This window comes from Sediminispirochaeta bajacaliforniensis DSM 16054 (genome assembly GCF_000378205.1).
Lineage (GTDB): Bacteria > Spirochaetota > Spirochaetia > DSM-16054 > Sediminispirochaetaceae > Sediminispirochaeta > Sediminispirochaeta bajacaliforniensis.
Genome location: NZ_KB899422.1, coordinates 79410 through 94421, shown reverse-complemented (window position 1 = coordinate 94421; position 15012 = coordinate 79410). Strand labels below are relative to the sequence as shown.

Below are 15012 nucleotides of genomic sequence, written 5' to 3'. Positions count from 1 at the left end.
GAAATGTCTGTCGGCTTTGCCGAGGCAGCTTTGTTTTGCTATACTTCAGCCATGAAAAAGGATGATTTTCGCCATCTCATCTACGAGTTCTACAAAAAAAACCGGCGCAGCTTTCCCTGGAGGGAAACAAACGATCCCTGGCTGATCCTGCTTTCCGAGATGATGCTTCAGCAGACCCAAACAAGCAGAGTCGCTACAAAATGGGAGAGCCTTGCCGGGCGTTTCCCCAATCCCCGGACCATGGCAGATGTTGAGCTTACAGAGCTTCTTAGCCTTTGGAGCGGGCTTGGTTATAATAGACGTGCCCTCGCTCTCAAAAAGATTGCCGAACGTGCGGTTTCGGCCGGTGGTTCTTTGCCGGATACCTACGACGGGCTCGTTGCACTTCCGATGGTAGGTCCTTACACGGCAAAGGCGGTGCTTGCCTTTGCCTACAACAGGCCGGTAGTTTTTATCGAAACAAATATCCGTAGAATCTTTATTCACCACTTTTTTCCTGACCAGGAGAGGGTAACGGACCGCCAGATTCTTCCCCTTGTAGAGGAAACCCTTGATCGAAAAGATCCTCGTAACTGGTATTATGCCTTAATGGATTATGGTTCGGCCCTCCGTGGCGTTGAGAATCCAAACCGAAGAAGCGCACATTACAGCAGGCAATCGACCTTTGAAGGCTCCGACAGGCAGAAAAGAGGCGCTCTGCTCCGCTTGCTGACGGCCTCTCAAGGCAGAGCCAAGAGCTGCAAAGAACTTTCTACCGATATCGATACCGATCAGGAGAAGACAATGCAACTTCTTTCCGCCCTTGTCAGGGAGGGGTTCGTAGCGGAAAGTGCCGAGGGTTATCGAATACCTTCGTAGGCACGAAGGATCATTGAACGCTGCCACGTTAAAAGATACTCCTCACGCTCCTTATCGTCGCCCTTGCAGTCTGCAAGGATACGAAAAAGTGGCTCAGTCCCCGAACCGCGCATCCAAATGTAGTCACTCACCAATCCGTCCGCCCCGAAAAACACAACCTTCAGGCCACCTGTCATCTTACCGCTTCGGCCCGCTTCACCCCGCGTTTTCCGTTCGCACGTGGCTTCATATTGGCGTTCCTCCCATGCCACGATACCAAAGCGTTCGGCAAGTTCTTGTTTCCTGGTCTCCCATTGGGATACAAACTCTTTTTCCCATGCCTTTTTTAACGCTCCGTGGTCGAAGTTTCCGAGGCGAAGAATGGCCCGTTTTTCATAGGCGCTGGTGGTTGTATAGGTTGGAAGGCTTGCGATGATATCTGAAAGTGTGAAATCTTCTCTATACAGCTCTTGCCTGCCGGAGGCACGGAGCCAGCGTCGAAAAAGTCCGGGTTTCTCATCCATATCACGTATGAGCAAGAGTTTAAGAACCGCGAAAACGGTACAAAGGGGGTCTCTCACCGCCGATGGATGGGTTATATTTCCACCGTTGCTTCCCTCACCGAGGATGGGAATCGTATACCCCTCTTTGCGTTTTTCCCTGGCAAGGTTTACGGCATTGGCCTCCCCAACCTCGGCGCGGAAGGTTTCAGCCCCGAAGGCATCGGCAATAGAATCAATGCGCATGGAGGTTGGGCCGTTTACGACAACGGCAAGCTTTGTTGAAGGCGGCCCGTCCGATGCCTTGGCCTCCAGCCACCTTGTATAGGCCAGCTCCGAGAGAACGGCAAGTGCAAACACCTCCTGTGCCTCGAGGGCCCTGCATTTTCCATCATTTTCAGCAAAAACAAGGTTCCCTCTGTCACCATCGTTGTCCGGAACATAAGCAATCGCAAACTCGGCCCGTTGTGCGTGTAATTTCTGAAGAAGTTTCCGCGCGGGGTCAAGGCTTTCGCCTTCCGGTACGATCCTATGCTCGATGACCCCCACCTTATCCCCGGCAAAAAAGAGAGAAGCACCTGCCTCGGATAGAATTTTTTTGTCGATCGAAAGGGCTCTGGCACTTCCGTTCAGCTCTCCCAGAACGCCGACCGGATAGATGTCGGCCTGGGAAGCGAACAGATTGAATATCTTGTTGGCTTCCTGATCGCCGGAGCTTCCGGTGACAGTTCTGCGTAGAAAACGATGGTAGCAATCAAGGGCTTGTTTCTTAAAAAAGGAGGCCGTGGCAAGTAGCGAGCGCACCCTTTCCTCGTCGCGGCTTTCGCTTCGGACGATTGCCGACAAGGTTTGTTCCCTATCGTCAAGCAGTTGTTTAAAAAAGAGAATGAGCCTTGAGGCCTGTTCTCCGTCGAGGACACCTCCGGTAGCCAGGCCAAATTTTATGCCGTTGTGTCCGATGGGGTTGTGGCTGGCAGAAATATAGACAAAGGCATCTACCTGGGAATCCTCCTTGGCCCAGGCCATCACTTCGGGAGCGGCGGAGATGCCGACGACTGCAACGCTATAGCCTGTGGTGTCGAGGCAGGCAACAACCTGCTCCATGATTGCAGGGCCGGTTGGCCTCGAATCTGAGGCGACCGCTATGGTAGTAGCCGTGGGAGAGAAGCCTTCATCTGCAAGAAATCGGCAGAAAGCAGCGATCATGACGGCAACAAGCGCCTTGTCTTCCGGCAAAAGCCGGGGGGATGAATCCTCTTCCTCGCCTGTTGCAGCGAAAATCTTTCTCCATCCGCTTGCGGAAAGAATAAGAGGCTGTGCCGATATAAGCAGTTGTTCGTAATCAATCATGAAAAAGTTCTACCACGCGAGGCCAATTAGGACAAGAAGTAGGGGATCTGCCCTTTTGCAAAAGAGGTATGGAACATGATACTCTTTCCGAATAGGGAGGCAATACATGAAGAATCCTGTACCGCGGGTGGCTGCCATCCACGATCTCTCGGGTTTCGGACGGTCGAGTCTTACCATCGTCAGCCCAATTCTATCTACCATGGGAGTGCAGGTCTGTCCCCTGCCTACGGCCCTGCTTTCGACCCAGACGGGCGGCTTTGAAAATTACGCGTTCTTTGATTTGACCCATCAGATGGGAGAGATTATTAAGCATTGGAAAAGCCTCGACATCGATTTTCAGGCCATATACTCGGGATTTCTCGGAAGTGAAAAGCAGGTGGAGATTGTGTCGGATTTTATTGTCTCGTTCCGTGGTGAAGATACGATTGTCCTTGTGGATCCGGTCATGGGGGACGACGGTGCAACCTATGCTCCGATAGGCCCCTTCTTGGTGTCTCAAATGAGGCAACTGGTTGGAAAAGCGGATATCATCACCCCAAATTTTACCGAGGCCATGCTTCTTCTGGATGAAACCTACCATGAGAAAACCGACCTGAAAGCGGTCAAGGGCTATCTTCGGCGTCTCTCGGAGATGGGCCCCCGGCAGGTAATCATTACCAGCGTTCGGACCGACGATACCCCGCATATCTCCACCGTCGTTGCCTACGATAGGGATGACGGTCGGTTCTGGAAGGTCGATTGCAGCTATATCCCGGCCTTCTATCCGGGAACCGGGGATATTTTTGCAAGCGTGGTGGTTGGAAGCATCCTGCAGGGAGACAGTCTGCCAATAGCCCTGGATAGGGCCGTGCAGTTTATCTCTGTTGCCATTCGTGCGACCTTTGGATACAAGATTCCGAACAGGGAGGGGGTTTTGCTGGAACGGGTCCTCGGCAACCTTAACATTCCCATAGTGGCGGGCAGCTATGAGCTTATCGAATAGATCGCTTATCGCCCTGGACTTCGATGGGACCATGGCGGTCGGCGGCCATCCCGTTCCCTCGGTGCTCGAAGTTCTCGAACACACATTGCCTCGTAATGTGGTTCGGGTGGTGGCAACGGGGCGAAGTCTTGCAAGCATCCGGGAAAGCTGGCCGGAGCCCTGGCCCCTGGATTATCTCATCTTCTCTTCCGGAGCGGGCCTCTACGATTGTTCAAGCCGAAGGCTTTGCTGGAAGCGCCATCTGAAAAAAAGTGAGACCGAATGGGGCTTACGGCTTCTCGAGACCGAGGCAATCGACTACATGGTCCATTTTCCGATTCCCGACAACCATCGCTTCTTTTACCGGCGTTTTGCAGGTCATCCCGACTTCGAACGAAGGATAGAGCGCTATCGTACCTATGCCGTGGCAGGAGTGGTCCCTATCGAGCTTCCCGGAGAGCTTACCCAGATCATCGCCATAGGTGATGAGGAGCAGATTTCCGACAAACTCCTTCTGTCCCTTTCTTCGCACTATTCGGTCATTCGTTCTACAAGCCCCCTGGATGGAAAATCATTCTGGCTTGAGCTCTTTTCCAAGGGGGTCGACAAGGGGAGCGGTCTGGCCTTGCTCTGTGATCGGCTGAAGATTGATCGGAAAGAGGTCCTCGCGGTGGGGAATGATTTCAACGACTTGCATATGCTGCGCTGGGCCGGAAGCGCTGCGGTGGTCGAAGGTTTTCCCCTATCACACGCATACCAGTTTCACACCTTTCCTCCCGCTTCCGAGGGGGGAGCCGCATCGGCTGTCATGGAATGGCTGAGCTCGAGTAAGAGGCGGAGAGAGCGATGATACTCTTGTTATCGCCCTTGCCGATGGAACTTCATCCTCTGCTACAGCTCTTTCCCTTTCAGGAAACCGGAAATATCCTTTTTGGAAAGGGCTACAGGACGATCAGCAGCGACAATGAAAATCTTGTTATTGAAGCCTGTACCACCGGGATGGGGAAGGTTCACTCGGCCGCCACAACGGTTGCTGTTCTCGAACGGTCGGTCGCCGCGAAGCGAAAAATCGACTGCGCCGTTCTTTTGGGTATCGGTGGTGCAGCTTCCAAGGAGTCGATAGGGGACCTTCTCATTGCCTCCGAGACGATTCAGTGGGATCTGGAACTTCAGCCTGGACGGGGAAGAATTGGTATCTATCCCGACGGGGGAGGCATTGAGTACACCGACGAGAGGCTGAGCGGAGTGATTCATGCGGCTATGGCTCGGGCCGACCTTGCTGCGTTTTCGGGTACCTCATTTACGGGTGACCGTTTTCTGTACAGCGAAAGGCGGGACAGCATAACCTCTCCTGGTGTGGTCGATATGGAGAGTGCCGCTGTCCTTACGGTACTTAATCGCTATGCTGTTCCTTCTGCCGTCCTGAGACTTGTGAGTGATACGCTAGCCCAGGGAAGGCCGAAAAATCTTCGCAATTTTATTGACGATAGGCTTCCCAATATCTGGAGAGCCGTTGTCACCGGTGCCTTGACTTTTTCACAAGGTGACGATATAGTCCCTTAAACCAGGTATATTCAGCCTTCAAGGAGAAACAATATGTCGAAAGCACATCGTGGCAGTGGAATTCGGGAATTGACCAAAAGTGGTCGCGGTACATGTCCTCTCTGCAATCGAACCGGCATCAAACTGCTGTATGAAGTGGAGAAAGAGGGAAAGAAGATCAAGATCTGTAAGGAATGCAACAAGGCTGTTGCTCACGGAAAGGTTTCTCTTTCGGCATAACCTTTTCAATCTTCACAAAATCAAGATACAAGATATGAGTTTCAAACCACCGATTAGCTATTCGGTGGTTTTTTTATCGCTTGATTGCTTTCCAGGCTGGTTTCGCTTACTCGTCCACTCGCAGTTCCAGGAAACGCTGTAAGGCCTTTGCCTCATTCGGATCTTTTTTGACCCCTTTTCCCGATAGAACCGCTGGTATCGGCTCCACGTAGCAGATATTCCCTTCCCGTATACCTACTCGAAGAATCATGGAATCGGTGGCCCACTTCATCTCTTCCATCCCCGGAAAAATAAAATTACCCAGGCTGTAGGCAATGAGAGATCCGTGATAGGCCTCCATCCCCTGAAGCACGTGAGGATGGCTTCCAACAACAAGGTCGGCCCCCAGGTCTACAAAAGAACGATAGAGTTCCCGATAATATGCGTCCGGTTTGCGGTGCCACTCCCACCCCCCGTGCACATAGAGCACATGAAATGCATCATCGTCAAAGGCCTCTTTGATAGCCTCCCTTGCCCCTCTGTCGACAAAAAGGATTCCCGGCTTATCATCCCCTGCAAAGGCAATAGTTTTTCCGTTGAAACCGTTGCGCTCCTGAGGATAGGCGCCGACGGACAGAATGGAAATTTCCTGATGTTCTATCTCTGTTCTCCACGGGACGGCAGCAGCCTTAAAATTGCGTCCTGCACCGCTTGTGGCAAGATGAGAAGATTCGATGGCATTCAGGGTATCCAGAAAGCCTTCCTTACCGAAATCCCAGATATGATTGTTGGTGATGGAAAGATAATCGAAGCCTGCCTTTTCCAGATTTGGAAGAACCTTTGGTGAAAAACGGAAGTTATAGCTTTTGGGTTCAGCTTTTCTATTTGTAGAAGCAAGGGTCCCCTCGAAATTTCCGGCGGTAAGGTGCGCGGATTGAAGGATGGACAGGGTTGCATCAAAAACCTTATGTAGGCCCCCGTTTTGGCTGAGAAGTTGCTCCACACCTCTGCTGAAAATCATATCACCTACAGAATCTATCCAGATCGTTTTTTCCGCAGCAGCGGGTTGGGATGCTGCTATCTTTCCTACCCAAGATTCCACAGCCTTGCGATGAGTGTGTAAGCGCTCATCTCTTTTCCCCTTGGTGATGAAAAATGAAACCTTTTGAAAGAAGCTCTCCGGTTTCGTTTCGGAAAGAGGTTGGACCAAAAGCACTAGATAACGAATAAGGGGATAGTCGGGGTCTCCCAGATAGGTCCCGTCGATGCTGAGGGCCCGACGCGGAAGACGGAGGTTTGACGATTGGATCAGATCATCCGATTTCGATGCCGTTGCCTCTTTTGCCTCCTTTCTGGTAAGAGAAAAGCGGGAATCATGCAGCTCTGCTGTAAAAGCAAGCTCCTCTCTTCGAATAATCAAGGAGTTTTGGGGGAGATCCTCAAAGGGCTCCACATATCGAAAAGAGAGTTTTGTCAGGGGCACATTCTCCGAATCTGAGGCCTTCTTTATGGCAAAGGGGGCGGAAGAGAGGAGCTCGTCAATCCTCTCATCGGTCAAACAAGGCCCTTCCACAACGATCGAAGAAGGGGGAAGAGTACAGGAACTCAGGAATGAAACAAGGATCATGAGGGGGAAAATTCTGTGTTTGTTTTTCACCTGCCAGATTCCCCGTCTCTATGCATATTGAGATAATCGAGAACCGATGTTTCATTGAAGCTGGAACTTCCCGATTGTATGAACTGAGCTACGAGAGGATGTACCTCTCCATCAATCGGCCCCTCTTCGTCGTAGGAAAATAGGGTCGCAATAAGTGACGCCAACGTTACTCCGGAAAGATCTTTTCCCGGAAGGATGAGATGCTGCGACTGTATTTCATAGATGAGGGAGGAACGCGTGAGAGGTTCTATGGCGCGATAGAACGTACTCTGGTCCAAAGAGAATCGAAGAACCAGTTCATCGGTATCTATCGGGCTTTTTCCTTTAAGAAAGGCCTCTGCACAGATAAAATAGATGCGAAGCGAAAGAGATACGGAAATGGCTGGATTATCCATTTTCCCGCCGAGAAAGGAGACCTCGGCGCTGTAGTGCTGATGAACGTAGGAAGCCTCAAGAGAGAAAAAAATAATCATCCATATGAGATAGAGCCAGAATAGAAAGATGGGAATCGTTGCAATGGAACCGTAGATGATTGAGGCCCTGAGTATATAATTGGTACCCCTCACAAATCCGTATTTTGCCACTTCCCAGAGGATCGAACCGATAAAAGCACCAATGAGAGCGCTTTTTTTTCGCACGACGCCGGTGGGAATAACATAGATCATGATAAGAAACAGAAGAAAGGTAAAAAGAGACGGTGCAAAACGAAGGCCGATTTTTAGAAGCCAAAACAGCTCGGGGACTCCCTTCAGAATCTGGGTGGCCGTGGTCGTTAGGGTAAAACTTGCCCCAAGAAAAATAGTTCCGAATACGATGATGGATGTGTAATTGGTAAAAAAAAGAAGAAAACCCCTCTTGATTGGGCTTCCCCAGACCGCATTGAAGTTTACATTAATGCCGTTTAACAGGGAAACCGATGTGACGGCAAAGACCATGAAGCCTACAATGCCGAGGGTATTCGCATTTTCCACGAAAACCTCGATGGCGCTGAGAATTTCCTGTTGGCGTGTTGGAAGTAACTGGTTTATAAGAAAATTCTTAATCTGAGCTTCAGTGGAGGAAAATGCCCCGAAGGCAGTGGAGATGCCGAAGACGGTGGCACTCAGGGGAACAAGGGCCAAAAGGGTGGAAAAGGCGAGTCCCGATGCCCTCAGCGTACAGGAATCTTTCAGAAACTCGCGTATAACCGTACGAATAGTGCGGTAGATTGATTTCCAATTCATGAAAAAACTGTATCAGAAAAAAGCGGCTCCGACCAGAGAAATGGTCGGAGCCAGAAGAGAGGAGGAGTGAAAGAAGCATGCGATCCTGGCCAACGGCCACGGTGCCTGTCGTTGTCGGTTTATCACCGTCATAAGGCGGTTCGTCCTGATAATTCCGACGCCCTTTCTGAAAATAGAAACAACACAGGGGGAGAATAGTTACACGTTTAATAGACGGTTGCACATCTTTTTTTCAAAATGTATGATCCTATCATGCAACGAATATCACTGTGCGGGGATATCTCCGGTCTCAGATTTCATTTGGTCGGCATAAAAGGTACCGGAATGGCCGCTCTCGCCGAATTACTGCTAAGACGGGGCGCCGTTGTTTCCGGTAGCGATAAGGCCGAACACTTTTACACCGATGATGTTCTAAAACGACTTGGAATTCCTTTTTTCGAGGAGTTTCGAAAAGAAAATCTACCCAAAGATGCGGCTGGGCTCATCTACTCCGCGGCCTACGATCCGAAGGAACATCCTGAAATCCTTGCGGCCTGTGAACAAGGCATTCCTGTGCTTTCGTATACTCAAGCGCTCGGCTCAATCAGTGAGACCATACCCTTTGCCGGTATTGCCGGTTCTCACGGAAAAACCACCACATCTGCCCTTGCCGGGGTGATGGCCAGAGCTGCCGCGCTTCCTGCCTTTGTCCTCGCCGGTTCCGCTGTCCCGGCTTTCGGCGGCGGCTCAATTTTTTTTGGTGGTGATTCGTTTTTTATCGCCGAAACCTGTGAATATAGACGTCATTTCCTCAGCTTTTATCCTCAATGGATCGTCCTGACCAGCGTCGAGGCCGATCATCTCGACTATTTCAGGGATATCGATGATATCATGAGCGCTTTTGTTGAATACGCTCTTCGTTTATCGAAGGGTGGCGTACTTATTTATTGTCATGATGACGAAGGGGCCAGTGAGGTTGCCCGAAGGACCGCTGCAATACGGGAGGATGTGCGGTTGGTTCCCTACGGCATATCGGCTCCCGGAGATTACAGGATGACCGGCAGGTCGGTGCGGGGAGAACGAAATCGATTTACCGTCGCCTGTGTCGACGGGGAATTTGCCCTGCGCATTCCCGGAGAACATATAGCCAAAGATGCGCTTGCTGCCTTTGCCTTGATTCGGGAAATGGGTGACAGGGAGGCATTCGATACCTATGGAATGGAATCTGTTCGTCGGGAGCTGGAGGGGTTTTCAGGAAGCAAACGACGCTCGGAAATCCTGGGAGAGGCCGATGGTGTGTTGTTCCTCGATGATTACGGACATCACCCTACGGAGATCAGACGAACACTTGCCGGGTTTCGTGAATTTTATCCGGAGCGGCGTATTGTGATCGATTTTATGAGCCATACCTATTCACGGACCGAGGCCTTACTCGGTCAGTTTGCCGAAGCGTTTACGGATGCCGATGAGGTCATACTTCATGAAATCTACGCATCCGCCCGTGAGGAGAAGGGAAATGTCGACGGAAGGAGCCTCTTCGAACGGGTGAGACAACACTCCTCAGCGGTACGCTACTACGATCATCCTCTCGATGCCCTTGAACCTTTGTCTCAAAGCTTGCGGCCGGGGGATTTATTTGTAACGATGGGAGCCGGAAACAATTGGGAGCTGGGAAAGGCCCTGTATAACCATTTTCTTCAAAGGAGTAATCAGCGATGAAAAGCATGACCGGCTATGGTTTTTCCGAGTTCAGCGACGATGCCTTGCAGCTTAGCGTTGAACTTAAATCCTGGAACAACAGATATCTTGATATTTCCGTCAACCTTCCTCCTTTCCTTTCTCCCCTTGAAAGCGACTTTCGCGATAGGATCAAGGCAAGGGCCGAACGGGGAAAGATTGAATTCTCTGTCCGTCTCAAAGAACTTCAAGAAGAAATCGAGGTCATTCCCGATCTCAAGGTTGCCGAGAGTTACATGGGAGCCTTGCGAACCCTTGCCGATACGCTTGGGGAGTCTTCGTCTTCTTTGTTTCCTCTTTTGCTCAATATGGATGGTGTCCTGAAGTCGGTGAAGAATCGGGATATTGAGCGCTACCGTCGTGTTATTATTCCCCTATTAGATGAGATCCTCGAATCTTTCGAACATTCCAGAGCGAGTGAGGGAACGGCGACAAAGGCCCATATCCTTTCCAATCTTGAGCGGGTGAAAGACGGACTGGCCGTAGTCAGATCCGGTGCAGCGGCGCTTGAAAAAAAGCTCTACGCTGCACTCCTTGAGCGATTCAAACAGCTTACCGACGGTACCTTTGATGAAAACAGAATATTGTCGGAGGTTGCTGTTCTTTTGATGAAATATGGTGTGGCCGAAGAGATCAATAGGCTCGATACGCACATTGCCCATTTTGAAGCCATTGCAGAGCAAGAGAACGCGGTGGGAAAAAAACTCGATTTTCTCTGTCAGGAGATGAACAGAGAGGTGAATACCATCGGCTCAAAGAATACAATAGCGGAAATTGGTCATGCCGTAGTAGAGATGAAAGAGGCTATTGAAAATATCAGGGAGCAGTTACGAAATGTTGAATAGCAGTGATTCCCATCTTTCTTTTCCAAGAGGATCAGGTATTGCCGTCTCGGGAAAAAGTGGATGCGGTAACAGTACCGTCAGTGCCCTTTGTGCGGAGAAATTGGGTCTCCGGTTGGTGAATTTTACCTTTCGGCAGCTTGCCGAGGAGCGGGGCGTGGCCTTTGCCGAGCTTTGCAGACTGGCGGAGACGGATTTTGATATTGATCGGGAACTTGACAGACGTCAGGTTGAGATGGCGAAAGAGAGCCCTTCGGTATTAGGGTCAAGACTTGCCATCTGGATGTTTGATTCCGCGCATTTGAAGGTTTACCTTTATGCTTCCTTGCCGGTTCGGGCCGAAAGAATTCTGCGTCGTGAGGGCGGAAGTCTGGACGAAAAGATGGAAGAGACCTATCAGCGCGATCAACGGGATCATGATCGCTACCTGAAAATTTACGGTATCGACAACGACGATTATACTTTTGCCGATATGGTGATCAATGTTGAAGAACTTCTGCCTGAAGATATAGCCGAGATGATTGTCGGGCGTGCTTTACAGACTCTTGCATGATCGCTATAATAATAAAGCTTACGATAAACGCATTATACTCAGGAGATCTATATGCCATTTCCCCTTGATAAACTTATTAGCCATCAAGGCAATGTATATGAGCTTACGTCCGCAGCTATTAAAAGGGCGCGACAGATTACCATGACCGGTGATGAAAATCTCGAGAGGGAACACGAGAAGGTTGTTACCTACGCCATGGGGCAGATTCTTGAAGAAAAGGTGAAATATCGCCTGGAGGAGTAGTTTCTATCTCGACCGATGCCATTCCTCTGGTTTTCCTTTTCGGGCCTACAGGGGTAGGAAAGACGGATTTGCTTGCCTCTGCCTTTTCCCGCGGTTTTGAAGTAATCAGTGCAGATTCAATGCAGGTGTATCGTCGTTTTTCAATCGGGACGGCGAAACCTGATACGGATCTGCTTGCCAGACTTCCCCATCACTTAATCGATATCATTGATCCCAATCTTCCCTTTAGCGCCGGTGATTTTGTCCGTCTCGCCGATGAGGCCGCTTTAAAGATCCTGAAAAATGGACATATCCCCCTTATGAGCGGGGGAACGGCCTTCTATTTCCGAAGTTTCATGTTCGGTTTGCCCCAGTTACCGCCTGCAGATCCTAAGATTCGCGATGAGCTGGATCAAGAGTGTGCGGAAAAGGGGCATGAGGTGCTCTATTGTGAGCTGAAGCGTGTCGACCCTGAGCGGGCATCTCAGCTTCATCCCCATGATGTTGTCCGTATCCAACGTTCTTTGGAAGTCTTTCGCATTACGGGTAGGCCCCACTCTTCTTTTGCCCCCTCTATGGATCCCAGGAAGGAATATCGCTTCCTTTGCCTCGGATTACGGCGTGATCGGCAGGAACTTTATGCAAGAATCAATCAGCGTGTCGATCTCATGTTTGATGATGGTCTTGAAAACGAGGTTGCACAGCTTATCGCCGCCGGCTTCAATGCCGAGACCCCGGCAATGAAAGGGATCGGATATCGAGAGTTTTTTACCGATCCGGGAAATGAACGGGAGAGTATCAAACGAAACAGCCGAAGATATGCGAAACGGCAGATCACATTTTTCGCTTCCCTTCCTGATGTCCGGTGGTTTCATCCCGATGAACGATCAAGAATTGAAGAGTGTGTAAGAAATTTTCTCTTTGCCGAAAAATTGCCGATAGTATAACTGTTATGAGAAAAGAAGAGCAAAAAAGAAACATCCTGATTCTTGTAATCTGTCTGGCATGGATGATGCCGTGGACGGCATGGGGACAAGAAACGACTGCTGGAAATTCAACAGGAATTTCGGCAAGAGCCGGCTACATCGTTTTCTCCGACGGCGGAGGATTTGAGATCGTTCGAGATGGACAAAAGCGCTATTATGACCCGTTGGTTGATTATGTCGAAGGGACCGAATTGCATTTTGGTGATTATATCAATACCTATGAGCATGCCTTTCTTGAGATTTTACTTGAACCGGGGGATCGTATCATAAAGGTTTCCGAACAGACCAGCTTTTCCATCCCGGAAGGAAGTAGTGCAGAGGATGTCGGTTCTCTTCGGCTTACCTACGGCAGGGTTCGTGCCAGGGTAACCAAGCTTGCGGGGGGGCGAACTTTTGAGGTTCAGGGGCCATCGGCAACGGCTGGAGTCCGCGGAACAGACTTCGGTTTCGATGTCATAGCGGAGAAAACAGGTGATTCGCTCGAAGCGACAGCAAGGGGAGCGGTCTACTGTTTCGAGGGGGCCGTCGATGTTGTCTCGACCGAAAGTCGCGAAGAGCTTGTTCTCGATGCCGGTAGCATGGTACTCCTCAACGAGACAACGGCCGAAAAGGCTTCTCCCGGAGGGGGAACATTTTCTTCCGTACTTCCAATCGATTCATCGAGAATTGATTATTGGCAGAAATATGAGTTTGTAACCGCCCTTGAAACCGAGGATAGGGATGAAACCGATGATTTTCTTGCCCTCAATAAAGGAAAAGCACGGAAGCTTTCCGCCTTCAGCGGAATTACAGGAACACTTTTACTCAGCTCGGCGCTTTTCATTGCTCAGGAAGACAATCTCTTTTCTGGTATGGACGACAGAGAAAAGATTGCAACGGGGCTTGCAGTTACCGGCGGATGGCTTGTCTCTACGGCGATTATCAGTGCTCTCCTTGGCTTTGGTGGCGACTAAGATAGTCGAGGGCTTCCTGCCGTGATATCGGGGAGCTCTCGATAGGAGTTATCTTGTTGATTTCCCATCTGCGGCTTTTCTTTTCGAGAGAGAGTTCTTCGGTTATTTTGCTTATCTCATAGGGTTCAGGAACCACGCCTTGTTCTTCTCCCGAGCTCGGTACCACTTGCAGATAGGAACTTTGAAACTGTGATGTCTCCTCATCACGTGAAATCAGGGTGATAGCTACGGCTGCAACACCGTAGATTATTGCCCCTTCCTTGGGCTCTTTCGCTCCGGTGGAGAGCCACCTTTCAGCAGGTATGAGTACATCGCTGCCTTCATATCCGAGGCGAACCCTTGTAATGACAAACAGCGTCGTTACCTCATCGACAAGATAGGAGCCGGTGGACCCTTCCAGACAGGCATCGAGGGTCTCATGATCAAGGTTGTTCCTTGCCTGATAAAAATATTCTACCACCTGCTCAGGAGGCAATCCGTCGGTAGGTCGGGCGCGAAAAAGAAGATTCCCAATAAACGAAGCAAGGAAAAGAAAAACGACAAGCGCCGATCCGATAATGATTAATTTCTTTTTGTGCCTTCGTAGGTATATCCTTCGCCGCAGAGGGGCGGATCTCTTTTCTTCAATAGCATGGGCTTCCAGCATATTTTCGTTTTTGCGTGCAGCCTCTACCTCTGGGGTCCCGAAATTTGTATCAGCATTCTCAGTGTTCTCAATCGTTGCAAGTCTTGCGGGATATTCCTTGAGGGTCCGGCGAACCTCTTCGAGCTCATAGGACCCGCGTTTCTTCAATGCAGCAGGAAGCGAAAGAGAGACATCCAGCAGACGAGATACTTCCTTTGAGAGTTCGGGCCGAATTGAACCGGGAAAGAGAGGGCCGGAGAGTTCGGCGCGCTCATAGGATGAAGAGAATTCCGTCGACGGAAAGGGATTGACCCCAAGAAGAAAGCGATAAAGGAAACAGGCTGACAAAAAGGCTGCATATTCGTTTTTCCATTCCGTCCGGGAAAGCCGGGAAGGGGGAATCTGGATTACCGGATATAAGGCACCATCCTCGTCGCTGTTTGCCTCGGCCATCTCCCGTAAAAGCTGGGGAAGGACAAGAATCCCGGTAAGTCTGGAAGCTTCATCACGGGTATAAAAAAAACCGTGGCTTGTTTCACTCGAGGCATAGAGAAAGGCATGATACAGAAGGGCTGCCTTCGCATAGACCTCATCCGTATCCAATGCCGTTACGGCCTCGATATCCACCGGATCGCCTTTTATACAGAGCATCCCATCAATTTCGATAAACCCATACCAGTTCCATTGATGTTTTTTCCCGTCCAGGGCGATGATTGTTCCGGAAGATCGTTCTTTTTGTACAATTTGATGGGCAGAAAGTGCTCCCCGTTTTGCAATGGGGATGAGAAGATGCTCAGCCGAGTGGGTGATCATAGATGCTCCTTTT

General features: G+C 50.2%; 15 protein-coding genes. 11 read left to right on the top strand and 4 right to left on the bottom strand.

Features of this window, described 5'->3' with window-relative positions; genetic code table 11:
* Positions 1-51 precede the first annotated feature (51 nt).
* Positions 52-858 carry an HhH-GPD family protein gene (locus tag F459_RS0116150; RefSeq protein ID WP_033301922.1) on the top strand — a complete coding sequence of 269 codons (807 nt, stop codon included), beginning with the start codon at positions 52-54 and terminating at the stop codon, positions 856-858.
* Here F459_RS0116150 and F459_RS0116145 read toward each other — a convergent pair.
* On the bottom strand, positions 840-2687 hold the full coding sequence (locus tag F459_RS0116145; RefSeq protein ID WP_020613752.1) for a hypothetical protein: 1848 nt from the start codon (positions 2685-2687) through the stop codon (positions 840-842). The genes F459_RS0116150 and F459_RS0116145 overlap by 19 nt on opposite strands.
* A 106-nt stretch (positions 2688-2793) precedes the next feature.
* On the opposite strand from F459_RS0116145, the gene F459_RS0116140 reads away from it, so the two are divergent.
* Genes F459_RS0116140 through F459_RS0116125 form a run of 4 tightly spaced genes read left to right on the top strand, consistent with a single transcriptional unit; the run spans position 2794 to position 5430 of the window.
* Positions 2794-3669 (top strand): pyridoxamine kinase, encoded by an 876-nt coding sequence (locus tag F459_RS0116140; RefSeq protein WP_020613751.1) that lies wholly within the window; start codon positions 2794-2796, stop codon positions 3667-3669.
* Positions 3653-4498, top strand: coding sequence for an HAD family hydrolase (locus tag F459_RS0116135; RefSeq protein WP_020613750.1), 846 nt, complete (start codon positions 3653-3655; stop codon positions 4496-4498). The genes F459_RS0116140 and F459_RS0116135 overlap by 17 nt, the downstream gene beginning before the upstream one ends.
* Complete coding sequence (locus F459_RS0116130; RefSeq protein WP_020613749.1) at positions 4495-5211, top strand: 5'-methylthioadenosine/S-adenosylhomocysteine nucleosidase family protein; 717 nt, start codon at positions 4495-4497, stop codon at positions 5209-5211. The genes F459_RS0116135 and F459_RS0116130 overlap by 4 nt, the downstream gene beginning before the upstream one ends.
* Positions 5212-5244: 33 nt before the next feature.
* Positions 5245-5430 (top strand): hypothetical protein, encoded by a 186-nt coding sequence (locus F459_RS0116125; protein ID WP_020613748.1) that lies wholly within the window; start codon positions 5245-5247, stop codon positions 5428-5430.
* Between the two features lie 106 nt (positions 5431-5536).
* On the opposite strand, the gene F459_RS0116120 is transcribed toward F459_RS0116125, so the two are convergent.
* Positions 5537-7066 carry a CapA family protein gene (locus tag F459_RS0116120; protein ID WP_020613747.1) on the bottom strand — a complete coding sequence of 510 codons (1530 nt, stop codon included), beginning with the start codon at positions 7064-7066 and terminating at the stop codon, positions 5537-5539.
* On the bottom strand, positions 7063-8289 hold the full coding sequence (locus tag F459_RS0116115; protein ID WP_020613746.1) for a YihY/virulence factor BrkB family protein: 1227 nt from the start codon (positions 8287-8289) through the stop codon (positions 7063-7065). Before F459_RS0116115 ends, F459_RS0116120 begins: the two co-directional genes overlap by 4 nt.
* A gap of 252 nt (positions 8290-8541) precedes the next feature.
* Between F459_RS0116115 and murC the strand changes: the two genes are divergently transcribed.
* Genes murC through F459_RS0116085 form a run of 6 tightly spaced genes read left to right on the top strand, consistent with a single transcriptional unit; the run spans position 8542 to position 13561 of the window.
* A complete protein-coding gene (gene murC / locus F459_RS0116110; RefSeq protein ID WP_020613745.1) occupies positions 8542-9987 on the top strand; it encodes a UDP-N-acetylmuramate--L-alanine ligase in 1446 nt (481 codons plus the stop codon).
* Positions 9984-10850 (top strand): YicC/YloC family endoribonuclease, encoded by an 867-nt coding sequence (locus F459_RS0116105; RefSeq protein WP_020613744.1) that lies wholly within the window; start codon positions 9984-9986, stop codon positions 10848-10850. The genes murC and F459_RS0116105 overlap by 4 nt, the downstream gene beginning before the upstream one ends.
* Positions 10840-11400, top strand: a complete 561-nt coding sequence (gene cmk, locus F459_RS0116100; RefSeq protein WP_020613743.1) for a (d)CMP kinase — start codon at positions 10840-10842, stop codon at positions 11398-11400. The genes F459_RS0116105 and cmk overlap by 11 nt, the downstream gene beginning before the upstream one ends.
* Before the next feature lie 51 nt (positions 11401-11451).
* A complete protein-coding gene (locus F459_RS0116095; RefSeq protein WP_013254857.1) occupies positions 11452-11643 on the top strand; it encodes a DNA-directed RNA polymerase subunit omega in 192 nt (63 codons plus the stop codon).
* A complete protein-coding gene (gene miaA / locus F459_RS0116090; protein ID WP_322786013.1) occupies positions 11625-12569 on the top strand; it encodes a tRNA (adenosine(37)-N6)-dimethylallyltransferase MiaA in 945 nt (314 codons plus the stop codon). The genes F459_RS0116095 and miaA overlap by 19 nt, the downstream gene beginning before the upstream one ends.
* A 5-nt stretch (positions 12570-12574) precedes the next feature.
* The gene (locus F459_RS0116085; protein ID WP_020613741.1) at positions 12575-13561 is read left to right on the top strand and encodes a FecR family protein; all 987 of its coding nucleotides are present in this window, start codon (positions 12575-12577) and stop codon (positions 13559-13561) included.
* On the opposite strand, the gene F459_RS0116080 is transcribed toward F459_RS0116085, so the two are convergent.
* Positions 13530-14999, bottom strand: a complete 1470-nt coding sequence (locus tag F459_RS0116080) for a hypothetical protein (protein WP_020613740.1) — start codon at positions 14997-14999, stop codon at positions 13530-13532. The two genes, F459_RS0116085 and F459_RS0116080, sit on opposite strands and share 32 nt — an antisense overlap.
* Positions 15000-15012 lie beyond the last annotated feature (13 nt).